Here is a 15,697-nt window from a genome sequence, read left to right as displayed (position 1 = left end):
CCCGGCGGGCGTCAGGACTCGGTGACGACGCCCGCGTCCACGTGCCAGTGCCGGTCGAGGCGCACGGCGTCCAGCATGCGGCGGTCGTGCGTGACGAGCAGCAGCGTGCCGTCGTAGGAGTCGAGCGCCTGCTCGAGCTGCTCGATGGCGGGCAGGTCGAGGTGGTTGGTCGGCTCGTCGAGCACGAGCAGGTTGACGCCGCGCGCCTGCAGGAGCGCGAGGCCCGCGCGCGTGCGCTCGCCGGGCGAGAGGCCGTCGACGGGACGCGTGACGTGGTCGGCGCGCAGCCCGAACTTGGCGAGCAGCGTGCGGACCTCGGCGGGCGAGAGATCCGGCACCTGCTCGGCGAACGACTCGGCGAGGGGCAGCTCGCCGCGCAGCGACTGGCGGGCCTGGTCGATCTCGCCCACCTGCACGCTCCGGCCGGGCGAGGCGTCGCCCGCGTCGGGGGCGATGCGGCCGAGGATCAGCCCGAGCAGCGTCGACTTGCCCGCGCCGTTCGGGCCGGTGATCCCGATGCGGTCGCCCCCGTCCACCTGCAGCGACACGGGACCGAGGGTGAAGCCGCCGCGCGTGACGGTCGCCGCGCGCAGCGTCGCGACCACCGCGCTCGATCGCGGCGCCTGCCCGATGGTGAAGGCGAGCTCCCACTCCTTGCGCGGCTCCTCGACCTCCTCGAGGCGCGCGATGCGGCTCTCCATCTGGCGGACCTTCTGGCCCTGCTTCTCGCTGGACTCGGCCGCGGCCTTGCGGCGGATCTTGTCGTTGTCGGGCGACTTGCGCATCGCGTTGCGGACGCCCTGCGACGACCACTCGCGCTGCGTGCGGGCACGGGAGACGAGATCGGCCTTGGTGTCGGCGAACTGCTCGTACGCCTCGCGCGCGTGGCGGCGGGCGACCTGGCGCTCCTCGAGGAACGCGTCGTAGCCGCCCTCGTACACGCGGACGCTGTCCTGCGCGAGGTCGAGCTCGACCACGGTCGTGACGCAGCGCGCGAGGAACTCGCGGTCGTGCGAGACCAGCACGACGCCGCCGCGGAGGCCCCGGACGAACGACTCCAGGCGCGCGAGGCCGTCCAGGTCGAGGTCGTTGGTGGGCTCGTCGAGGAGCACGATGTCGAAGCGGCTGAGAAGGAGCGCGGCGAGGGCGACGCGGGCCGCCTGCCCGCCGGAGAGGCCGGCGGTGGGGAGCTCCGGATCCAGGTCGAGGCCGAGCTCCGCGAGGGTCACGGGGAGGCGCTCGTCGAGGTCGGCCGCTCCGCTCGCCATCCAGCGGTCGAGCGCGGTGCCGTAGGCGTCGTCGGCGCCGGGCAGCCCCTCGCCGAGCGCGACCGCGGTGCGATCCAGCTCGGCCGACGCCTCGGCGCAGCCCGTGCGGCGGGCGACGTAGCCCGCGACGGTCTCCCCCGGGATCCTCTCGTGCTCCTGCGGCAGCCAGCCGATGAAGGCGTCGGCGGGCGACAGCAGCACGCGGCCGTCCTGCGGCGCGTCGACGCCGGCGAGGAGCCGGAGCAGCGTGCTCTTCCCTGCGCCGTTCGCGCCGACGAGGCCGACGACGTCCCCGGGCGCGACCGTGAGGTCGAGCCCGGAGAACAGCGTGCGGTGCCCGTGTCCTCCGGCGAGGCCGCGGGCCACGAGGGTCGCGGTCACGAGGGCTGCGCGCGCTCCAGCACGAGCTCGCGGACGCGGGCCGCGTCCGCCTGGCCGCGCATGGCCTTCATCACGGCGCCGATGACCGCACCGGCGGCCTGCACCTTGCCGTCGCGGATCTTCGCCAGCACGTCGGGCTGCGCCTGGAGCGCCTCGTCGATGGCGGCGATGAGCGGGCCGTCGTCGGACACGACCGCGAGGCCGCGGGCGTCCACGACCTCCTGCGCCGTGCCCTCGCCGTCGATGACGCCCTCGATCACGTCGCGCGCGAGCCGGTTCGTCAGCGTGCCGGCCTCGACCAGCTCGATGACGGACGCGACCTGCGTGGGGCTGATGAGCGTCGCGGCGTCGACCCCGCGCGCGTTGGCGATGCGGGCGATCTCGCCCGTCCACCACTTGCGCGCCGCCTGCGGGGCGGCCCCGGCCCCGACCGTGTCGACCAGCTCGGTGAGGAGCCCGGAGTTCACGACGTCCTGGAACTCGAGGTCGGTGAAGCCCCACTCGGCCTTGAGCCTGCGGCGGCGGATGGCGGGGGCCTCGGGCAGCGCCGCGCGCAGCTCCTCGATCAGCTCGGCGCTCGGCTGCACGGGCAGCAGGTCGGGCTCCGGGAAGTAGCGGTAGTCGTCGGCGTCGCTCTTGGGACGCCCGGCCGAGGTGCGGCCGGTGTCCTCGTGCCAGTGCCGGGTCTCCTGCGTGATCGTGCCGCCCGCGGCGAGGATGGCCGCCTGGCGCTGGATCTCGTAGCGGATGGCACGCTCGACCGAGCGGAGCGAGTTGACGTTCTTCGTCTCCGTGCGGGTGCCGAGCTTGCCGGATCCGCGCGGGCTCAGCGAGATGTTCGCGTCGCAGCGGAGGTTGCCGCGCTCCATCTTCGCGTCGGAGATGCCGAGCGCCACGACGATGTCGCGGATGGTCGACACGTACGCCTTCGCGAGCTCGGGGGCCTCGCCTTCCGCGCCGTAGATGATGTCGGTGACGATCTCGACGAGCGGCACGCCGGCGCGGTTGTAGTCGACCAGCGAGTGGTCGGCGCCCTGGATCCGGCCCGTCGCGCCGCCCACGTGCGTGAGCTTCCCGGCGTCCTCCTCCATGTGCGCGCGCTCGATGGGCACCGTGACGATGCGGCCGTCGGGCATCTCCACCTCGACGGAACCGCGGAACGCGATGGGCTCGTCGAACTGGCTGATCTGGTAGTTCTTCGCGAGGTCCGGGTAGAAGTAGTTCTTCCGGGCGAAGCGCGAGCTGGGCGCGATCTCGCAGCCGAGCGCGAGGCCCAGGCTGATCGAGTGCTTCACCGCCTGCTCGTTCACGACCGGCAGCGAGCCCGGGAGACCCAGGTCCACCGGCGTGATGTTGGTGTTGGGCTCGCCGCCGAAGAAGTTCGGCGCGTCGGAGAACATCTTCGTCCGCGTGTTGAGCTCCACGTGGACCTCGAACCCGAGCACGGGCTCGAACATCTCGATGGCCTTCTCGTAGTCCATCAGCTCTGCCTTGGCCATCAGTGCGTGTCTCCATCCGTGGTGCGCGTCGCGGCGCGCGCGAGCTCGGGCGCCTGGGCGAGCAGCGGCCCGCCCCACTGCCGCTCGAGGATCCCCTCGAGCGCGGCACCGACCGTGTAGAGGCGCGCGTCCTCGCGGGCGGGCGCCATGAACTGGATCCCGACGGGCAGCCCGTCCTCGGGCGCCAGCCCGATGGGCAGTCCGATGCCGGGGACGCCCGCGAGGTTCGCGGGGATCGTGGTGAGGTCGTTGAGGTACATGGCGAGCGGGTCGTCGAGCTTCTCGCCCAGCTTGAACGCCGTCGTGGGCGCGCTCGGCGTGACCAGCACGTCGACCTGCTGGAACGCGGCGTCGAAGTCGCGCTGGATGAGCGTGCGGACCTTCTGCGCGCTGCCGTAGTAGGCGTCGTAGTAGCCGGCGCTCAGCGCGTAGGTGCCGAGGATGATGCGGCGCTTGACCTCGGGGCCGAAGCCGGCCTCGCGGGTCGCCGCCATGACGTCCTCGACGGTGCCGCCGCCGGGCGGGTTCACGCGGAGGCCGAAGCGCACCGAGTCGAACTTGGCGAGGTTGCTCGACGCCTCCGCGGGGAGGATCAGGTAGTAGGCGGCGATGGCGTGCTCGAAGTTCGGCGCGCTCACCTCGACGATCTCGGCGCCGGCCCGCTCGAGCAGGTCGAGCGCCTCGCGGAAGCGCTGCGTGACGCCGGCCTGGAAGCCCTCGCCGTCGAGCTGCTTCACGACGCCGATGCGGAGGCCCTTCACGGATCCCTCGCGCTGGCCGGCGCGAGCGGCGTCGGCGAACGACGGCCACGCGTCCGTGAGCGACGTGGAGTCGCGCGGGTCGTGCCCGCCGATGACGTCGTGCACGAGCGCCGAGTCGAGCACGGTGCGGGAGACGGGGCCGACCTGGTCGAGGCTGGAGGCGAGCGCGATGGCGCCGTAGCGGCTGACGCCGCCGTAGGTGGGCTTGACGCCGACGGATCCGGTGACGGCGGCGGGCTGCCGGATGGAGCCGCCCGTGTCGGAGCCGAGCGCGACGGGCGCCTCGAACGCGGCGACCGCGGCCGCGGATCCGCCGCCCGAGCCGCCGGGGATGCGGTCGAGGTCCCAGGGGTTGTGCGTGGCGCCGTACGCGGAGTGCTCGGTGGAGGATCCCATCGCGAACTCGTCCATGTTGGTCTTGCCGAGCGGCACGAGGCCGGCCGCGCGGAGGCGCTGCACGACGGTCGCGTCGTAGGGCGGGGTCCAGCCCTCGAGCATGCGCGAGCCCGCGGTGGACGGCATGTCGATGGTGCAGAGCACGTCCTTGATGGCGATCGGCACGCCCGCGAGCGGCCCGAGGGCGGCGCCGTCGGCGCGCTGCGCGTCGATCTCGGCGGCGCGCCCGAGCGCGCGCTCACCGGAGACGTGGAGGAACGCGTGGACGTCTCCGTCGACGTGGTCGATGCGGTCGAGGTGCGCGCGCACGGCGTCGACGCTCGAGACGTCGCGGGAGGCGAGGCGGTCGGCGAGGTCGGCGGCGCTGAGGCGCGTGAGGTCGTCGGTCATGGTGCTCCTACTGCTCTTCGCCGAGGATCGCGGACACCTTGAAGCGGGATCCGTCGTGCTCGGGTGCGCCCGCGAGCGCCTGGGCGGTGGTCAGCGTCTCGCCCGGCACGTCGGGCCGGTAGACGTTCACGAGCGGGATCGGGTGGCTCGTGGCGGGGACGTCCGGTCCCGCGACCGCGGTGACCTTCGCGACCGACTCGACGATGAGGCCGAGCTCGGTCGTGAGCGTGTCGATCTCCTCCGGGCTGAGGCGGATCCGGGCGAGGCCCGCGAGATGCTCCACCTGCTCCCGGCTGATCTGCTCCGTGGGGGTCGGCGCCTGCGGGTTCGGCGCCTGGGGGTTCTCGTCCCCGCTGGTCGCGTCGGCGGGCTCGGGCCGGGTGTCGGGCATGCGTCTCCAAAGGACTGTGTGCGGGGGTACCGGGAGATTCTATTAGCGTGACCCCCATGCCCACCGCAGCCCGGATCCCCTCCCGCCGCCGATCCCGGCGCCCCCGCGGGGCCGCGGTCGCCGCCCTCGCCGCGGTCGCCCTGGTGCCGCTCGCCGGATGCGCGCCCGTGAGCGACGTGCGCGGCAACTGGCACCTGGTCGCGGGATCCGATGCCGCGGGCGACCTCGGCGTCGGCGACACCCTCATCACGATGCGCGTCGGCGGCGGCGAGATCAGCGGACGCGGCCCCTGCAACGACTACTCCGGGCGGATGGCCGAGCGGGGCGAGGGGATGCTCAGCGCGGTGGCACCCGGCACGCTCCCGTGCGAGGACGGCGGCCTCGAGGCGCGCTACTTCCAGGACCTCGCCGTCGTCTCGTCGATGCAGGTGGACGACGGCCACCTCGTCGCCACCGGACCGGACGACGTGCGGCTGGAGTACGCCGAGCGCAGCCGCGGCTGACCGCCGCCCGGCCCGATGCGCGCGGCCCGATGGGATCGGCGTGCTGCGTGCTGCGTGCTGCGTGCTGCCGCTACCTGCCGCTGGCGTCCGAGAGGACGTCGCGCGCGACCGGCCGGTCGATCCCGATGAGCGCGAGGTTCTGGAAGGACTCCGTGCCCCGGTCGAAGTAGCTGTTGTGCCCGACGACGCCCGCGAGGGATCCGTCGGCCGAGACGCCCCAGGCCGCGCCCGTGCCTGCGACGCCGAAGTGCTCGGCGCCGAAGGTCGCGCTGCCCGGGTCCGGCCCGAAGTACGAGGACCCGACCACCGGATCCCACGGCGCCTCGCCCACGAAGACGCGGCCGACCGGCACGTCCAGCTCCGCGGCGTCGCGGACAGCCCCGCCCGGCGACCCGACCATGGCGAAGGCGTCGACGGACGCCCGTCCGCTCGAGAGCGCGAGCAGCGCCGCCGTCGACCCGTAGGAGTGCGCGATCACGGCGAGGTACGGCGGGTCGTCGCGGCGCAGACCCTGGATGCCCTGGATCGCATCCTCCAGGTACTGGGCGCCCTCGTCCGCGAGGTCGAGGGATCCGATGCCCAGGAGGTCGGGCGTGCGGTAGCCGATCCACGCGATGGTGGCGACGCCGGCTCCGCCCGGCTCCGCTCCCGCGCGAGCGCCGAGGAGCGTCGTCTGCTGCTGCTGGAGACGCGCGGCGACGTCCGTCCAGTCGACCAGGCGGTCGGTCACGGAGTAGAACATGCCGGGCACGACGATCGAGACGTACGCCGCCGTGTCGAGGTCGCCCAGCACGACGCCGGCGCGTCCCGGCCACGTCGTGTCGAGGGTGAGCAGCGACCGCGCCGGCCCGCCCGCCGCGGGCTCCAGCGCGCGACGGATCTCGGCGAGCATGTCCATCTCCCGCCCGATCTCCCGGTGCGCACCGCGACCCGGCGTCGTGGCGGCCCGCGCGTGCAGCTCGCGCTCGCGCTGGTCGAGGAGGCGGCGGTTGGCGGCGTCGCGCTCGATCACGGGGATCCCCTCCAGGTTGCCCACGAGCTCGGGGATCCCCTCCGCCAGCTCGAGCCGCTCCGGCTGCGCGAGGCCCGACCACCAGGCGGCGACGCCGGACACGGAGGGCGGACGGCGGATGAGATCCCGGATCGTCTCCGGGATGGCGCGGGCGAGCCGCTGGAGCTCGGGCACGTCGAGCGCGGGCAGCGCGCCGAGGAGCGCGACGGGGGCCGTCTCTCGGAGCGCCCGGTCGGAGACGCCCTCGTCACGGAGCTGCTGGACCATGCGCGCGGGGCTCGACAGGTGAGCGCCCATGGTCGGATCCGCCGCGTCCGGCCCGGCGAGGACCGCGGGCGGACGCGTCGCCGCGACGGCAGGGGCCGCGGGTGCCACGAGCGCCCCGACCATCGCGCATGCGATGGCCGAGGCGGTGAGCAGCGCGCGCACGCGAGTCGTCACGGTTCAGTTCCCCCAGAATGCGGCGGGGGAGGACCTGCGCCCGACGTCGGCGCGCCCCGCGCCGACGCGTGGATCCATGGTATCGGCGCGGGGTGTCGGGCGGGAGGCCCGATCAGGGGGTCTCTGCGGCGCCCTCCGGCTGGTGATCGGCTGGTTCGGGGTCGGTCGACGCGGGGTCGGCTGCGGCGTCCGCGTCCATGTCCGCGGGGGTCGCGATGTCCGCGGGGGACGCGACGTCCGCGGCGGCCGGCGCCTTCCGCTTCCGGGCGCGCTTCGGCTTCGCCTCCGCGGTCGCGACCTCGTCCCCCTCGCCGACCGCTGGGGCCCCGGCCGCGTCGGCCGCGGGTTCCGCATCGGCCACCGGATCCGCGCCCGGCAGCGCGATGGCGTCGGGCCCCTGCTCCACGAGCAGGCGGAACTCGGCCGCGTCGATGATCCGCACGCCGAGCGCCTCCGCCTTCCCGAGCTTGGATCCCGCGCCCGGCCCGGCCGCGACGTAGTGGGTCTTCTTGCTGACACTCGATCCGGCCTTGCCGCCCGCCGCCATGATCGCCTCGAGCGCGCCCTCGCGCGTGTAGCCCTCGAGCGACCCGGTGGCCACGACCGTGAGCCCGGCGAGCACGCCGCCCGCCGCGGCCGCCGCGCCCGGACCCGGGTGGCCGGGGACAGCCGTGACGACGCCCGCCTTCTCCCAGCGGTCGACGATCTCGCGATGCCAATCGACCTCGAACCAGTCGAGCAGCGCGTCGGCGATGATGCCGCCCACGCCGTCGACCGCGGCCAGCTCCTCGCGGCTCGCGGAGCGGATGGCGTCGAGAGAGCCGAACCAGCCGGCCAGCGCGCGCGCGGCGACCGGGCCGACGTGGCGGATGCTGAGGGCCACGAGGATGCGCCACAGGTCCTGGGTCTTCGCCTTGTCGAGGTTCTCGAGCAGCACCTCGGCGGACTTCGAGGGCACGCTGTCCTCGTCGCCCCACGGCGCGGCCGGATCGAAGGCGCCGTCCCGCTTCGGGGCGCGCTTGCGCCGGAACGGCGTGACGCGCTTCGCCTCGCCGGTCCTCTCGTCGGCCTTGACCATGCCCGTCTCGGCGTCACGGACGACCACGGTGATGGGCACGAGGTCGGCCATCGTGAGCTCGAACAGGCCGGCCTCGGTCTCGAGCGGCGGATCCTCCGGCTCGAGCGGCTGCGTCAGCGCGGCCGCCGCGACCTCGCCCAGGCCCTCGATGTCGAGCGCGCCGCGCGACGCCACGTGCTCGACGCGGCCGCGCACCTGCGCCGGGCAGCTGCGGGCGTTCGGGCAGCGGAGGTCGATGTCGCCCTCCTTGGCGGGCCTCAGCGGCGTCTGGCATTCGGGGCAGAGCGTGGGCATGACGAACTCGCGCTCGGATCCGTCGCGCAGCTCGACGACCGGGCCGAGGACCTCGGGGATGACGTCGCCGGCCTTGCGCAGCACGACCGTGTCGCCGATGAGCACGCCCTTGGCCTTGACGACCTGCTGGTTGTGCAGCGTGGCCTGGCGCACCTCGGATCCGGCGACCTCGACCTTCTCCATGACCGCGAAGGGCGTGGCACGACCCGTGCGGCCGACGCTCACGACGATGTCGAGGAGCTTCGTGTTGACCTCCTCGGGCGGGTACTTGTACGCGGTCGCCCAGCGCGGCGCGCGGCTCGTGGCGCCGAGCTCCTCGTGGAGCCCCAGGTCGTCGACCTTGACGACGATGCCGTCGATCTGGTGCTCGACCTCGGCGCGGTGCGCGCCGTGCCGCCGCACGAACTCCGTCACCTCGGCGATGTCGTCGAACACGCGGAAGTGCGTGGAGATGGGGAGGCCCCAGCCGGCCAGCAGCCCGTAGACCTCCGACTGCGCGGACACGTGCGCGTCGCGCTCGAGCTCGTGGACGGGCCACGCGCCGATGCCGTGCACGAGCATGCGCAGGCGGCGGATGCGCGCGCGCATGAGCTCGAGGCGTGCCGGGCTCTTGCCCTCCTCCTTCTGGCGCAGGGATCCCGCCGCCGCATTCCGGGGGTTCGCGAACACGCGCTCCCCCACCTCCAGCTGCCGGGCGTTGAGCTCGTCGAACTCCGCGACGGGGAAGAAGATCTCGCCACGCACCTCGACGAGCGGCGGGTGGCCGGATCCGGCGAGCCGCTCGGGGACCGTGCCCATGGTGAGGACGTTCTGCGTGACGTCCTCGCCGACGACGCCGTCGCCGCGCGTGGCCGCCGTCACGAGCACGCCGTGCTCGTAGCGGAGGTTGATGGCGAGCCCGTCGATCTTGAGCTCCGAGAGGTAGCGGACGCGACCGCTGCCGGCGTCGCGCTCGACCTTGGCGGCCCACTCGGCCAGCTCCTCCTCGCTGAAGACGTTGTCGAGGCTGAGCATGCGCTCGGCGTGCGTGACGGGCGCGAAGAGCGTGGTCTCGGCGCGGCCGCCGACCGTCTGCGTGGGGCTGTCCTGGCTGCGGAGCGTGGGGTGCGCCTCCTCCAGGGCCTCGAGCTCGTGCACGAGCGCGTCGTACTCGGCGTCGGCGACCGTGCTCGCGTTCGACGCGTAGTAGGCGTCGCGATGGCGCTCGATCTCGGTGCGGAGCGCATCCACCCGGGCGGAGGCCGCGTCGAGCTCGGCGGGGGTGGTGGCGGGGACGGGGTCTGCGGCCCGGTCGGATCCGGTCGTCGTGTCGCTCATGTGACGCTCACTCCCCCGCGATCGCGTCGGCCAGGGCGGCGTCGGCCAGGGCGGCGTCGCGCATCGGCGGCCGGGCGTCGTCCACGGCGCTCACCGTGCGGTCGATGGTGACCTGGCCGAGCACGCGCGTGCCGGCGTAGACGACGGCGGTCTGCCCGGGGGCGACGCCGTGCAGGGGCTCTCTCGGGGTGATCACGAGCTGCATGCTGCCGTCGACCACCGACACCGCCGCCCGCGCGGGCACGGGGTCCGCGTGGGCGCGGATCTGCACGTCGCAGTCGAACGGCTGGTCCGGCCGCGTCGGAGGGGTGCCGGCCCAGGTGTACGAGGATCCGGCGATCTCGCGGATGGCGAGCGCCTCCTGCGGGCCGACCACGACGGTGTTGTCCTTCGGCCGGATCTCCAGCACGAACCGCGGCCGTCCGTCGGGCGCCGGCGTGCCGATCGCGAGCCCCTTGCGCTGCCCGACGGTGAACGCCGCGGCGCCCCGGTGCGTGCCGATGGCGTTCCCGTCGCCGTCGAGGATGACGCCCGGCTCGGCGCCCACGCGGTCGGCGAGCCAGCCGCGCGTGTCGCCGTCGGGGATGAAGCAGATGTCGTGGCTGTCGGGCTTCTGCGCGACCTGGATCCCGCGGGCCTGGGCCTCCGCGCGCACCTCGGCCTTGGAGGGCGTGGACCCGAGCGGGAAGTAGGAGTGCGCGATCTGCTCGGCGGTGAGCACGCCCAGCACGTACGACTGGTCCTTGGCCCACGCGGCCGCGCGGTGCAGCTCGGGCTGCCCGTCGGGTCCCTCGACGACGTCCGCGTAGTGGCCCGTGCAGACGGCGTCGAAGCCGAGGTCGAGCGCCTTCTCCAAGACCGCGGCGAACTTGATCCGCTCGTTGCAGCGCATGCACGGGTTGGGGGTGCGGCCCGCCTGGTACTCGGCCACGAAGTCGTCGACCACGTCGGCCGCGAAGCGCTCGGAGAAGTCCCACACGTAGAACGGGATGCCCAGCAGGTCGGCGGCCCGGCGCGCGTCCATCGAGTCCTCGATGGTGCAGCAGCCGCGGGATCCGGTGCGCAGCGTGCCCGGCATGCGGCTGAGGGCGAGGTGCACGCCCGTCACGTCGTGCCCGGCCTCGACGGCCCGGGCGGCGGCCACGGCGGAGTCGACTCCGCCACTCATCGCTGCGAGGATCTTCACTCCGCGAGCCTACGCGCCGCGCGACCCGCGAGGCCCGCCCGGGAGGCGCGCGCGACGGCGTCGGGCAGCGCCGCCAGGAGCGCGTCGACGTCGGCGTCCGTCGTGGTGCGGCCGAGCGTGAAGCGGAGCGCGCCGCGGGCCTCGTCCTCCGGGACGCCCATGCCGATGAGCACGTGCGAGACCTCGGGCACGCCGGCCTGGCACGCGGATCCGGTGCTGACCGAGACGCCGGCCATGTCGAGCAGGAGCAGGAGCGAGTCGCCCTGGCAGCCCGCGAAGGTGAGGTGCGCGTTGCCGGGGAGGCGGCCGGCGGGATCCGGGTCGCCGCGGAGCACGGCACCCGGCACGTCGCGGAGCACGGACCCGACGAGCCGGTCCCGGAGCGCCCGGAGCCGCACGCGCTCGGCGTCGAGCTCCGCGACGGCGAGGCTGACGGCCGCCGCGAACGCGACCGCGGACGCGGCGTCCTGCGTGCCGGAGCGCACCTGCCGCTGCTGACCGCCGCCGTGGATCTGCGGGTCCACCGTCGCCCGCCGCGCGAGCACGAGGGCGCCGGTGCCCACGGGGCCGCCGACCTTGTGCGCGGAGACGCTGACGGCGTGGACGCCCGCGTCGCGCCAGCGCCGGAACGGGACGGCCATGTGGCCGAGCGCCGCGACCGCGTCGACGTGCACGGGCACGCCGTGCGCCCGGGCGAGGGCGGCGAGCTCCTCGACGGGCTGGATCGTGCCGACCTCGTTGCTCGCGGCGAGGAAGGTGAGCAGGGAGACGGATCCGGGATCCGCGGCGAGCGCGGCGGCGACCCGATCGACCCGGATGCGCCCGACCGCGTCGATCGGCAGGCGCTCCACGACGGCACCGCGCCGCTCGAGCCACTCGACCGTGTCGACCGTGGCGTGGTGCTCGCCGTCGGGCACGAGGATCCGCGTGCGCCGGGGGTCGGCCGCGACGCGTGCGCCGTGCAGCCCCTTGATCCCGAGGTTCACCGACTCGGTGCCGCCGGACGTGAGCACGACCTCGACCGGGTCCGCGTCGAGCGCCCGCGCGATGGCCTCGCGCGCCTCCTCGAGCACGCGCCTGGCCTCCTGGCCGTGCGAGTGGATGGAGGAGGGGTTCCCCACCAGGGTCAGCGCCCCGGCGAGCGCCGCGATCGCCTCCGGCCGCATGGGGGTCGTCGCGGCGTGGTCGAGGTAGACCGTCATGCCCCCTACCCTAGGTCGCATGCCGCGCCCAGGACCGCCCGTGCCCCTGGGGCTGACGCTCCATGACCAGGGCGGCACGCTGCGCGTCGTGAGCCACGGCGCGTCCGCCGTGGAGCTCACCGTCTCAGCCGTCGACGACCCGCGCCGCGTGGTGGAGGTCGTGGCGCTGGAGCGGGGCGACGAGGGCGTCTGGACCGGATCCAGCCCACGGCTCGTCCCCGGCACCGCCTACTCGGTGCGCGTCGACGGCGACCCGGCACCCGGCGACTCCTTCGACCCGACGCGGCACCTGCTCGACCCCTACGCGCGCGGCCTCGTGCAGGTCGGTCCCGCCGCGTGGCGCTCGGTCGTGACGAGCGAGGTGCCCGCCGAGGAGCGCGAGGCACGCCGTGCCGCGCGACCGGTCGTGCCGCGCGACCGCCAGGTGCTCTACGAGCTGCACGTGCGCGGCTTCACCAAGCTCGACGAGCGGCTGCCCGAGGAGCTGCGCGGCACGTACGCGGGGCTCGGGCACGCGACCACGGTGGAGCGCCTGGCCGACCTCGGGATCACGACGGTCGAGCTCCTGCCCGTGCACGCCTCCACGAGCGAGGAGCGGCTGCGCGCGCAGGGCCGCATCAACCACTGGGGCTACAACACGCTCGCCTACCTCGCGCCGCACGCGCCATACGCCACCCGCGCCGCGCGCGACGCCGGGGCCGACGCGGTCGCCGCGGAGTTCCGCGGCATGGTCGACGCGCTGCACGCCGCGGGGATCCAGGTCGTGCTCGACGTGGTCTACAACCACACCGCCGAGGAGGGCGCCGACGGGCCGGTCACGAGCCTCCGCGGCATCGACGGCTCGCGGTACTACCGACACACGCCGGACGGGACGCCCATCGACGTGACGGGCTGCGGCAACACGGTCGACCTGTCCCGGCCCGACGCGCAGCGCCTGGTGCTCGACTCGCTCGAGCACTGGTCCGACGTCATGGGCGTCGACGGCTTCCGCTTCGACCTCGCCGTGACCCTCGGCCGCGACGAGCGCGTCGACTTCGACCCCGCGCACCCGCTGCTGCGCGCCATCGTCGAGGACGAGGCGCTCGACGGGCTCCTCATGATCGCCGAGCCGTGGGACGTGGGCATGGGCGGCTGGCGCACGGGCGGGTTCGGATCCGGCTGGAGCGAGTGGAACGACGGCTACCGCGACGTCGTGCGGGACTTCTGGCTCGCCGACGTCGCCGAGTCCCGGCGCGCGGGCCGCGCCCCGAACGGCGTCGGGGCGCTCGCCTCCTGCCTCGCCGGGTCATCGGGCACGTTCGCGGCCGATCGCGGCCCGCTCGCCTCCGTCTCCTTCGTCACGGCGCACGACGGCTTCACGCTCGCGGACCTCACCACCTACGACCGCAAGCACAACAGCGGCAACGGCGAGTCCAACCGCGACGGCACGGACGCGAACCGCTCCTGGAACCACGGCGTCGAGGGGCCGACGCGCGACCCCGCGATCCTCGCGGCCCGCCGTCGGACGTCGCGCAACCTCCTCGGCACGCTGCTCGTCTCCGCGGGCATCCCCATGATCACGATGGGCGACGACCGCGGCCGCACCCAGCGCGGCAACAACAACGGCTACTGCCTCGACAACGCGGCGACCTGGATGCATTGGGACGAGGACGCGTGGCGGATGGACCTGCACGCGACCACGCGCCACCTCATCCGCATCCGGCGGGAGAACCCGGCGCTCCGGCCCGTGCGCTACGCCGAGCCCGACGCGCACGTGCCGAGCGCATCGGTCCTCGCCTGGCGCGACGCGGGCGGCGCGCCCATGACCGAGGCCGCCTGGGAGTCTTCGGGCAGCCGCACCCTGCAGTGGATCACCACATCCACCCCCGAGACGGAGGACCCGAGCACGGTGCTCGTCGTGGTCCACGGCCAGGAGTCCCGCGCGGAGGTGACGCTGCCGGAGCACGACGGGGTGACGCGCTGGCGGCTCCTGTGGTCGAGCGAGTGGGAGCGGCCCGAGGTCGTGGCGACGGACGACGCGCCAGGCGACCGGGTCGAGGTCGACGGGCCGGCGTTGCGGATCTACCGCGCCAGCTGAGCCGCGCCTCCCGGGATGCGGCGCTGCCGACGCGGCGATCCGTCCCGGACGGGGGCCGCGCCGGGTTCGCGTCGCGCGGCGCTCATGTGCTCTCCTGGAGGCGCCCGCACCATCCGCCGCGCACCGCCGCGCCCAGAACCTCCGAGGACGCCGCACATGACCGACGAGTCCCCCGCACCGCCCGGCGACCGCCTCCCCGACGCGTCGCCCGTGACCCGCCCGACCGGTCGACGCCGCACCATCACCCGGCGCGCGCTCGTCGCCGGCGGCGGCCTGGCCGCGCTGTCCGCCGTGGCCGCCGTCGCGGGCTGCACCACGACGCCCCGCCCCGCCCCGCCCACGAGCGGCGCCACCGCCACCCCGACCCCGGATCCCGGGGATCCGGCCGCGCCCGAGGTCACCGCATCCGGCGGCCCGCCGCTCGACCCCATGACCTACGCCCCCGACGACGCGCTCGCCGGCTTCTACGCCCTCCGGGACCAGGTGCGCGAGCGCCGGCTCACGATCGGCGTGCTCGGCGACAGCATCACCGAGGGCCAGGGCGCCACCACGCTCCAGCACGCCTACCCCGCCCAGCTCCGCGACCGGCTGCGCGGCGCGCTCCCCTCGGGCGCGCGCGGCGGACTCGACTACATCGCCTCCCGACACCAGATCACGGTGCCGGCCGACCAGGGCTTCGCGTTCGCCGGGACGCCCGCCGCGGGCGGCCGGCACGGCTGGGGGCGGCGCGTGGTGATGCTCACCGAGGCGTCGGGTCCCGGCACGTACACCGCGCGCATGACCTCGGCTCGGGTGTGCTGGTGGGCGCCCGGCCTCGACGCCGCCATCACCGTGCAGGTCGACGACGGCGAGCCCGAGACGGTGCGCGCCGACGTCGGCGGATCCCTCACCTGGACGAGTCCCGCCATGGACTCCGCCGAGCACGCGATCACGGTGGCGTGGGCCGGCGGGAAGCCCGAGCTCGAGGGCGCGTGGCTGTTCGACGGCGACGAGGACCGTGGGATCCACGTCATCGAGGGCGGCAACTCCGGCTCGCAGCTCTGGCAGCTGTCGGAGAAGGCGCGGCCGGACGGTGTGAGCACGTGGATCCGCTCGGCCCCGCGCTTCGAGCTCGACCTCTGGATGCCCGAGCACCTCATCAACGACGTGGTCGTCCGCACGCCCGAGCAGGTGCGCTCGGACGCGGCCGTGCTCATCGAGCTGATCCGCACCACGAGCGACGCGCCCATCCTGTTCACGCCGCCGTACGAGCGGACGACGCTGCCGATCCGCGGCACGACGTGGGCGGACTACATCGGCGCGCTGCGGGACGCGGCATCGGCGGATCCGCTCGCCGACGTGTTCGAGATCGGCGCGTACATCCCGCGCATGGTCGGCGAGGGCGCCTCCGACCCGTACGGCTGGATGGGCCCGGACAACCACCCGAACGACAAGGGCTACGCGCGCTTCGCCGAGGTGCTCGCCGCGAAGCTCTCCGCCACCCCGGCCTGAGACGGCGGGG

At 74.5% G+C, this 15,697-nt stretch carries 11 protein-coding genes; 3 read left to right on the top strand and 8 right to left on the bottom strand.

The genetic code is table 11. The features are described 5' to 3' along the window. Positions 1-11: 11 nt before the first annotated feature. The 4 genes from FGD68_RS09425 to gatC are packed head-to-tail and all read right to left on the bottom strand — an operon-like array spanning position 12 to position 5,086. Entirely contained in the window at positions 12-1,649 is a 1,638-nt protein-coding gene (locus FGD68_RS09425; protein ID WP_119372739.1) for an ABC-F family ATP-binding cassette domain-containing protein, read from the bottom strand. After that, the gene (gatB, locus tag FGD68_RS09420) at positions 1,646-3,148 is read right to left on the bottom strand and encodes an Asp-tRNA(Asn)/Glu-tRNA(Gln) amidotransferase subunit GatB (protein WP_119372740.1); all 1,503 of its coding nucleotides are present in this window, start codon (positions 3,146-3,148) and stop codon (positions 1,646-1,648) included. Before gatB ends, FGD68_RS09425 begins: the two co-directional genes overlap by 4 nt. Next, positions 3,148-4,695, bottom strand: coding sequence for an Asp-tRNA(Asn)/Glu-tRNA(Gln) amidotransferase subunit GatA (gatA, locus tag FGD68_RS09415; protein ID WP_104235383.1), 1,548 nt, complete (start codon positions 4,693-4,695; stop codon positions 3,148-3,150). Before gatA ends, gatB begins: the two co-directional genes overlap by 1 nt. Before the next feature lie 7 nt (positions 4,696-4,702). Beyond that, positions 4,703-5,086, bottom strand: coding sequence for an Asp-tRNA(Asn)/Glu-tRNA(Gln) amidotransferase subunit GatC (gene gatC / locus FGD68_RS09410; protein WP_104235384.1), 384 nt, complete (start codon positions 5,084-5,086; stop codon positions 4,703-4,705). 56 nt (positions 5,087-5,142) lie between these two features. On the opposite strand from gatC, the gene FGD68_RS09405 reads away from it, so the two are divergent. Beyond that, positions 5,143-5,589, top strand: a complete 447-nt coding sequence (locus FGD68_RS09405; RefSeq protein WP_237609392.1) for an META domain-containing protein — start codon at positions 5,143-5,145, stop codon at positions 5,587-5,589. A 70-nt stretch (positions 5,590-5,659) separates the two neighbouring features. Here the strand turns inward: FGD68_RS09405 and FGD68_RS09400 are convergent, their stop codons facing one another. The 4 genes from FGD68_RS09400 to FGD68_RS09385 form a co-directional block, all read right to left on the bottom strand. After that, on the bottom strand, positions 5,660-7,042 hold the full coding sequence (locus FGD68_RS09400) for an alpha/beta hydrolase (protein ID WP_119372741.1): 1,383 nt from the start codon (positions 7,040-7,042) through the stop codon (positions 5,660-5,662). A 112-nt stretch (positions 7,043-7,154) separates the two neighbouring features. Next, positions 7,155-9,731, bottom strand: coding sequence for an NAD-dependent DNA ligase LigA (gene ligA, locus FGD68_RS09395; RefSeq protein ID WP_119372742.1), 2,577 nt, complete (start codon positions 9,729-9,731; stop codon positions 7,155-7,157). Between the two features lie 7 nt (positions 9,732-9,738). Then, the gene (gene mnmA / locus FGD68_RS09390) at positions 9,739-10,917 is read right to left on the bottom strand and encodes a tRNA 2-thiouridine(34) synthase MnmA (protein WP_237609391.1); all 1,179 of its coding nucleotides are present in this window, start codon (positions 10,915-10,917) and stop codon (positions 9,739-9,741) included. Then, the gene (locus FGD68_RS09385; protein WP_237609390.1) at positions 10,914-12,119 is read right to left on the bottom strand and encodes a cysteine desulfurase family protein; all 1,206 of its coding nucleotides are present in this window, start codon (positions 12,117-12,119) and stop codon (positions 10,914-10,916) included. Before FGD68_RS09385 ends, mnmA begins: the two co-directional genes overlap by 4 nt. 19 nt (positions 12,120-12,138) lie before the next feature. Here FGD68_RS09385 and FGD68_RS09380 point away from each other — a divergent pair, with 19 nt between their 5' ends. Both FGD68_RS09380 and FGD68_RS09375 read left to right on the top strand, forming a co-directional pair. Continuing rightward, positions 12,139-14,196 (top strand): glycogen debranching protein, encoded by a 2,058-nt coding sequence (locus FGD68_RS09380; RefSeq protein WP_237609389.1) that lies wholly within the window; start codon positions 12,139-12,141, stop codon positions 14,194-14,196. A 156-nt stretch (positions 14,197-14,352) separates the two neighbouring features. Further along, on the top strand, positions 14,353-15,687 hold the full coding sequence (locus FGD68_RS09375) for an SGNH/GDSL hydrolase family protein (RefSeq protein ID WP_237609388.1): 1,335 nt from the start codon (positions 14,353-14,355) through the stop codon (positions 15,685-15,687). The last annotated feature ends 10 nt before the right edge of the window (positions 15,688-15,697 follow it).

Source organism: Clavibacter californiensis (assembly GCF_021952865.1).
GTDB classification, from domain to species: domain Bacteria; phylum Actinomycetota; class Actinomycetes; order Actinomycetales; family Microbacteriaceae; genus Clavibacter; species Clavibacter californiensis.
The sequence above is the reverse complement of the archived record's forward strand: the minus strand, read 5'-3'. Positions and strand labels throughout refer to the sequence as shown.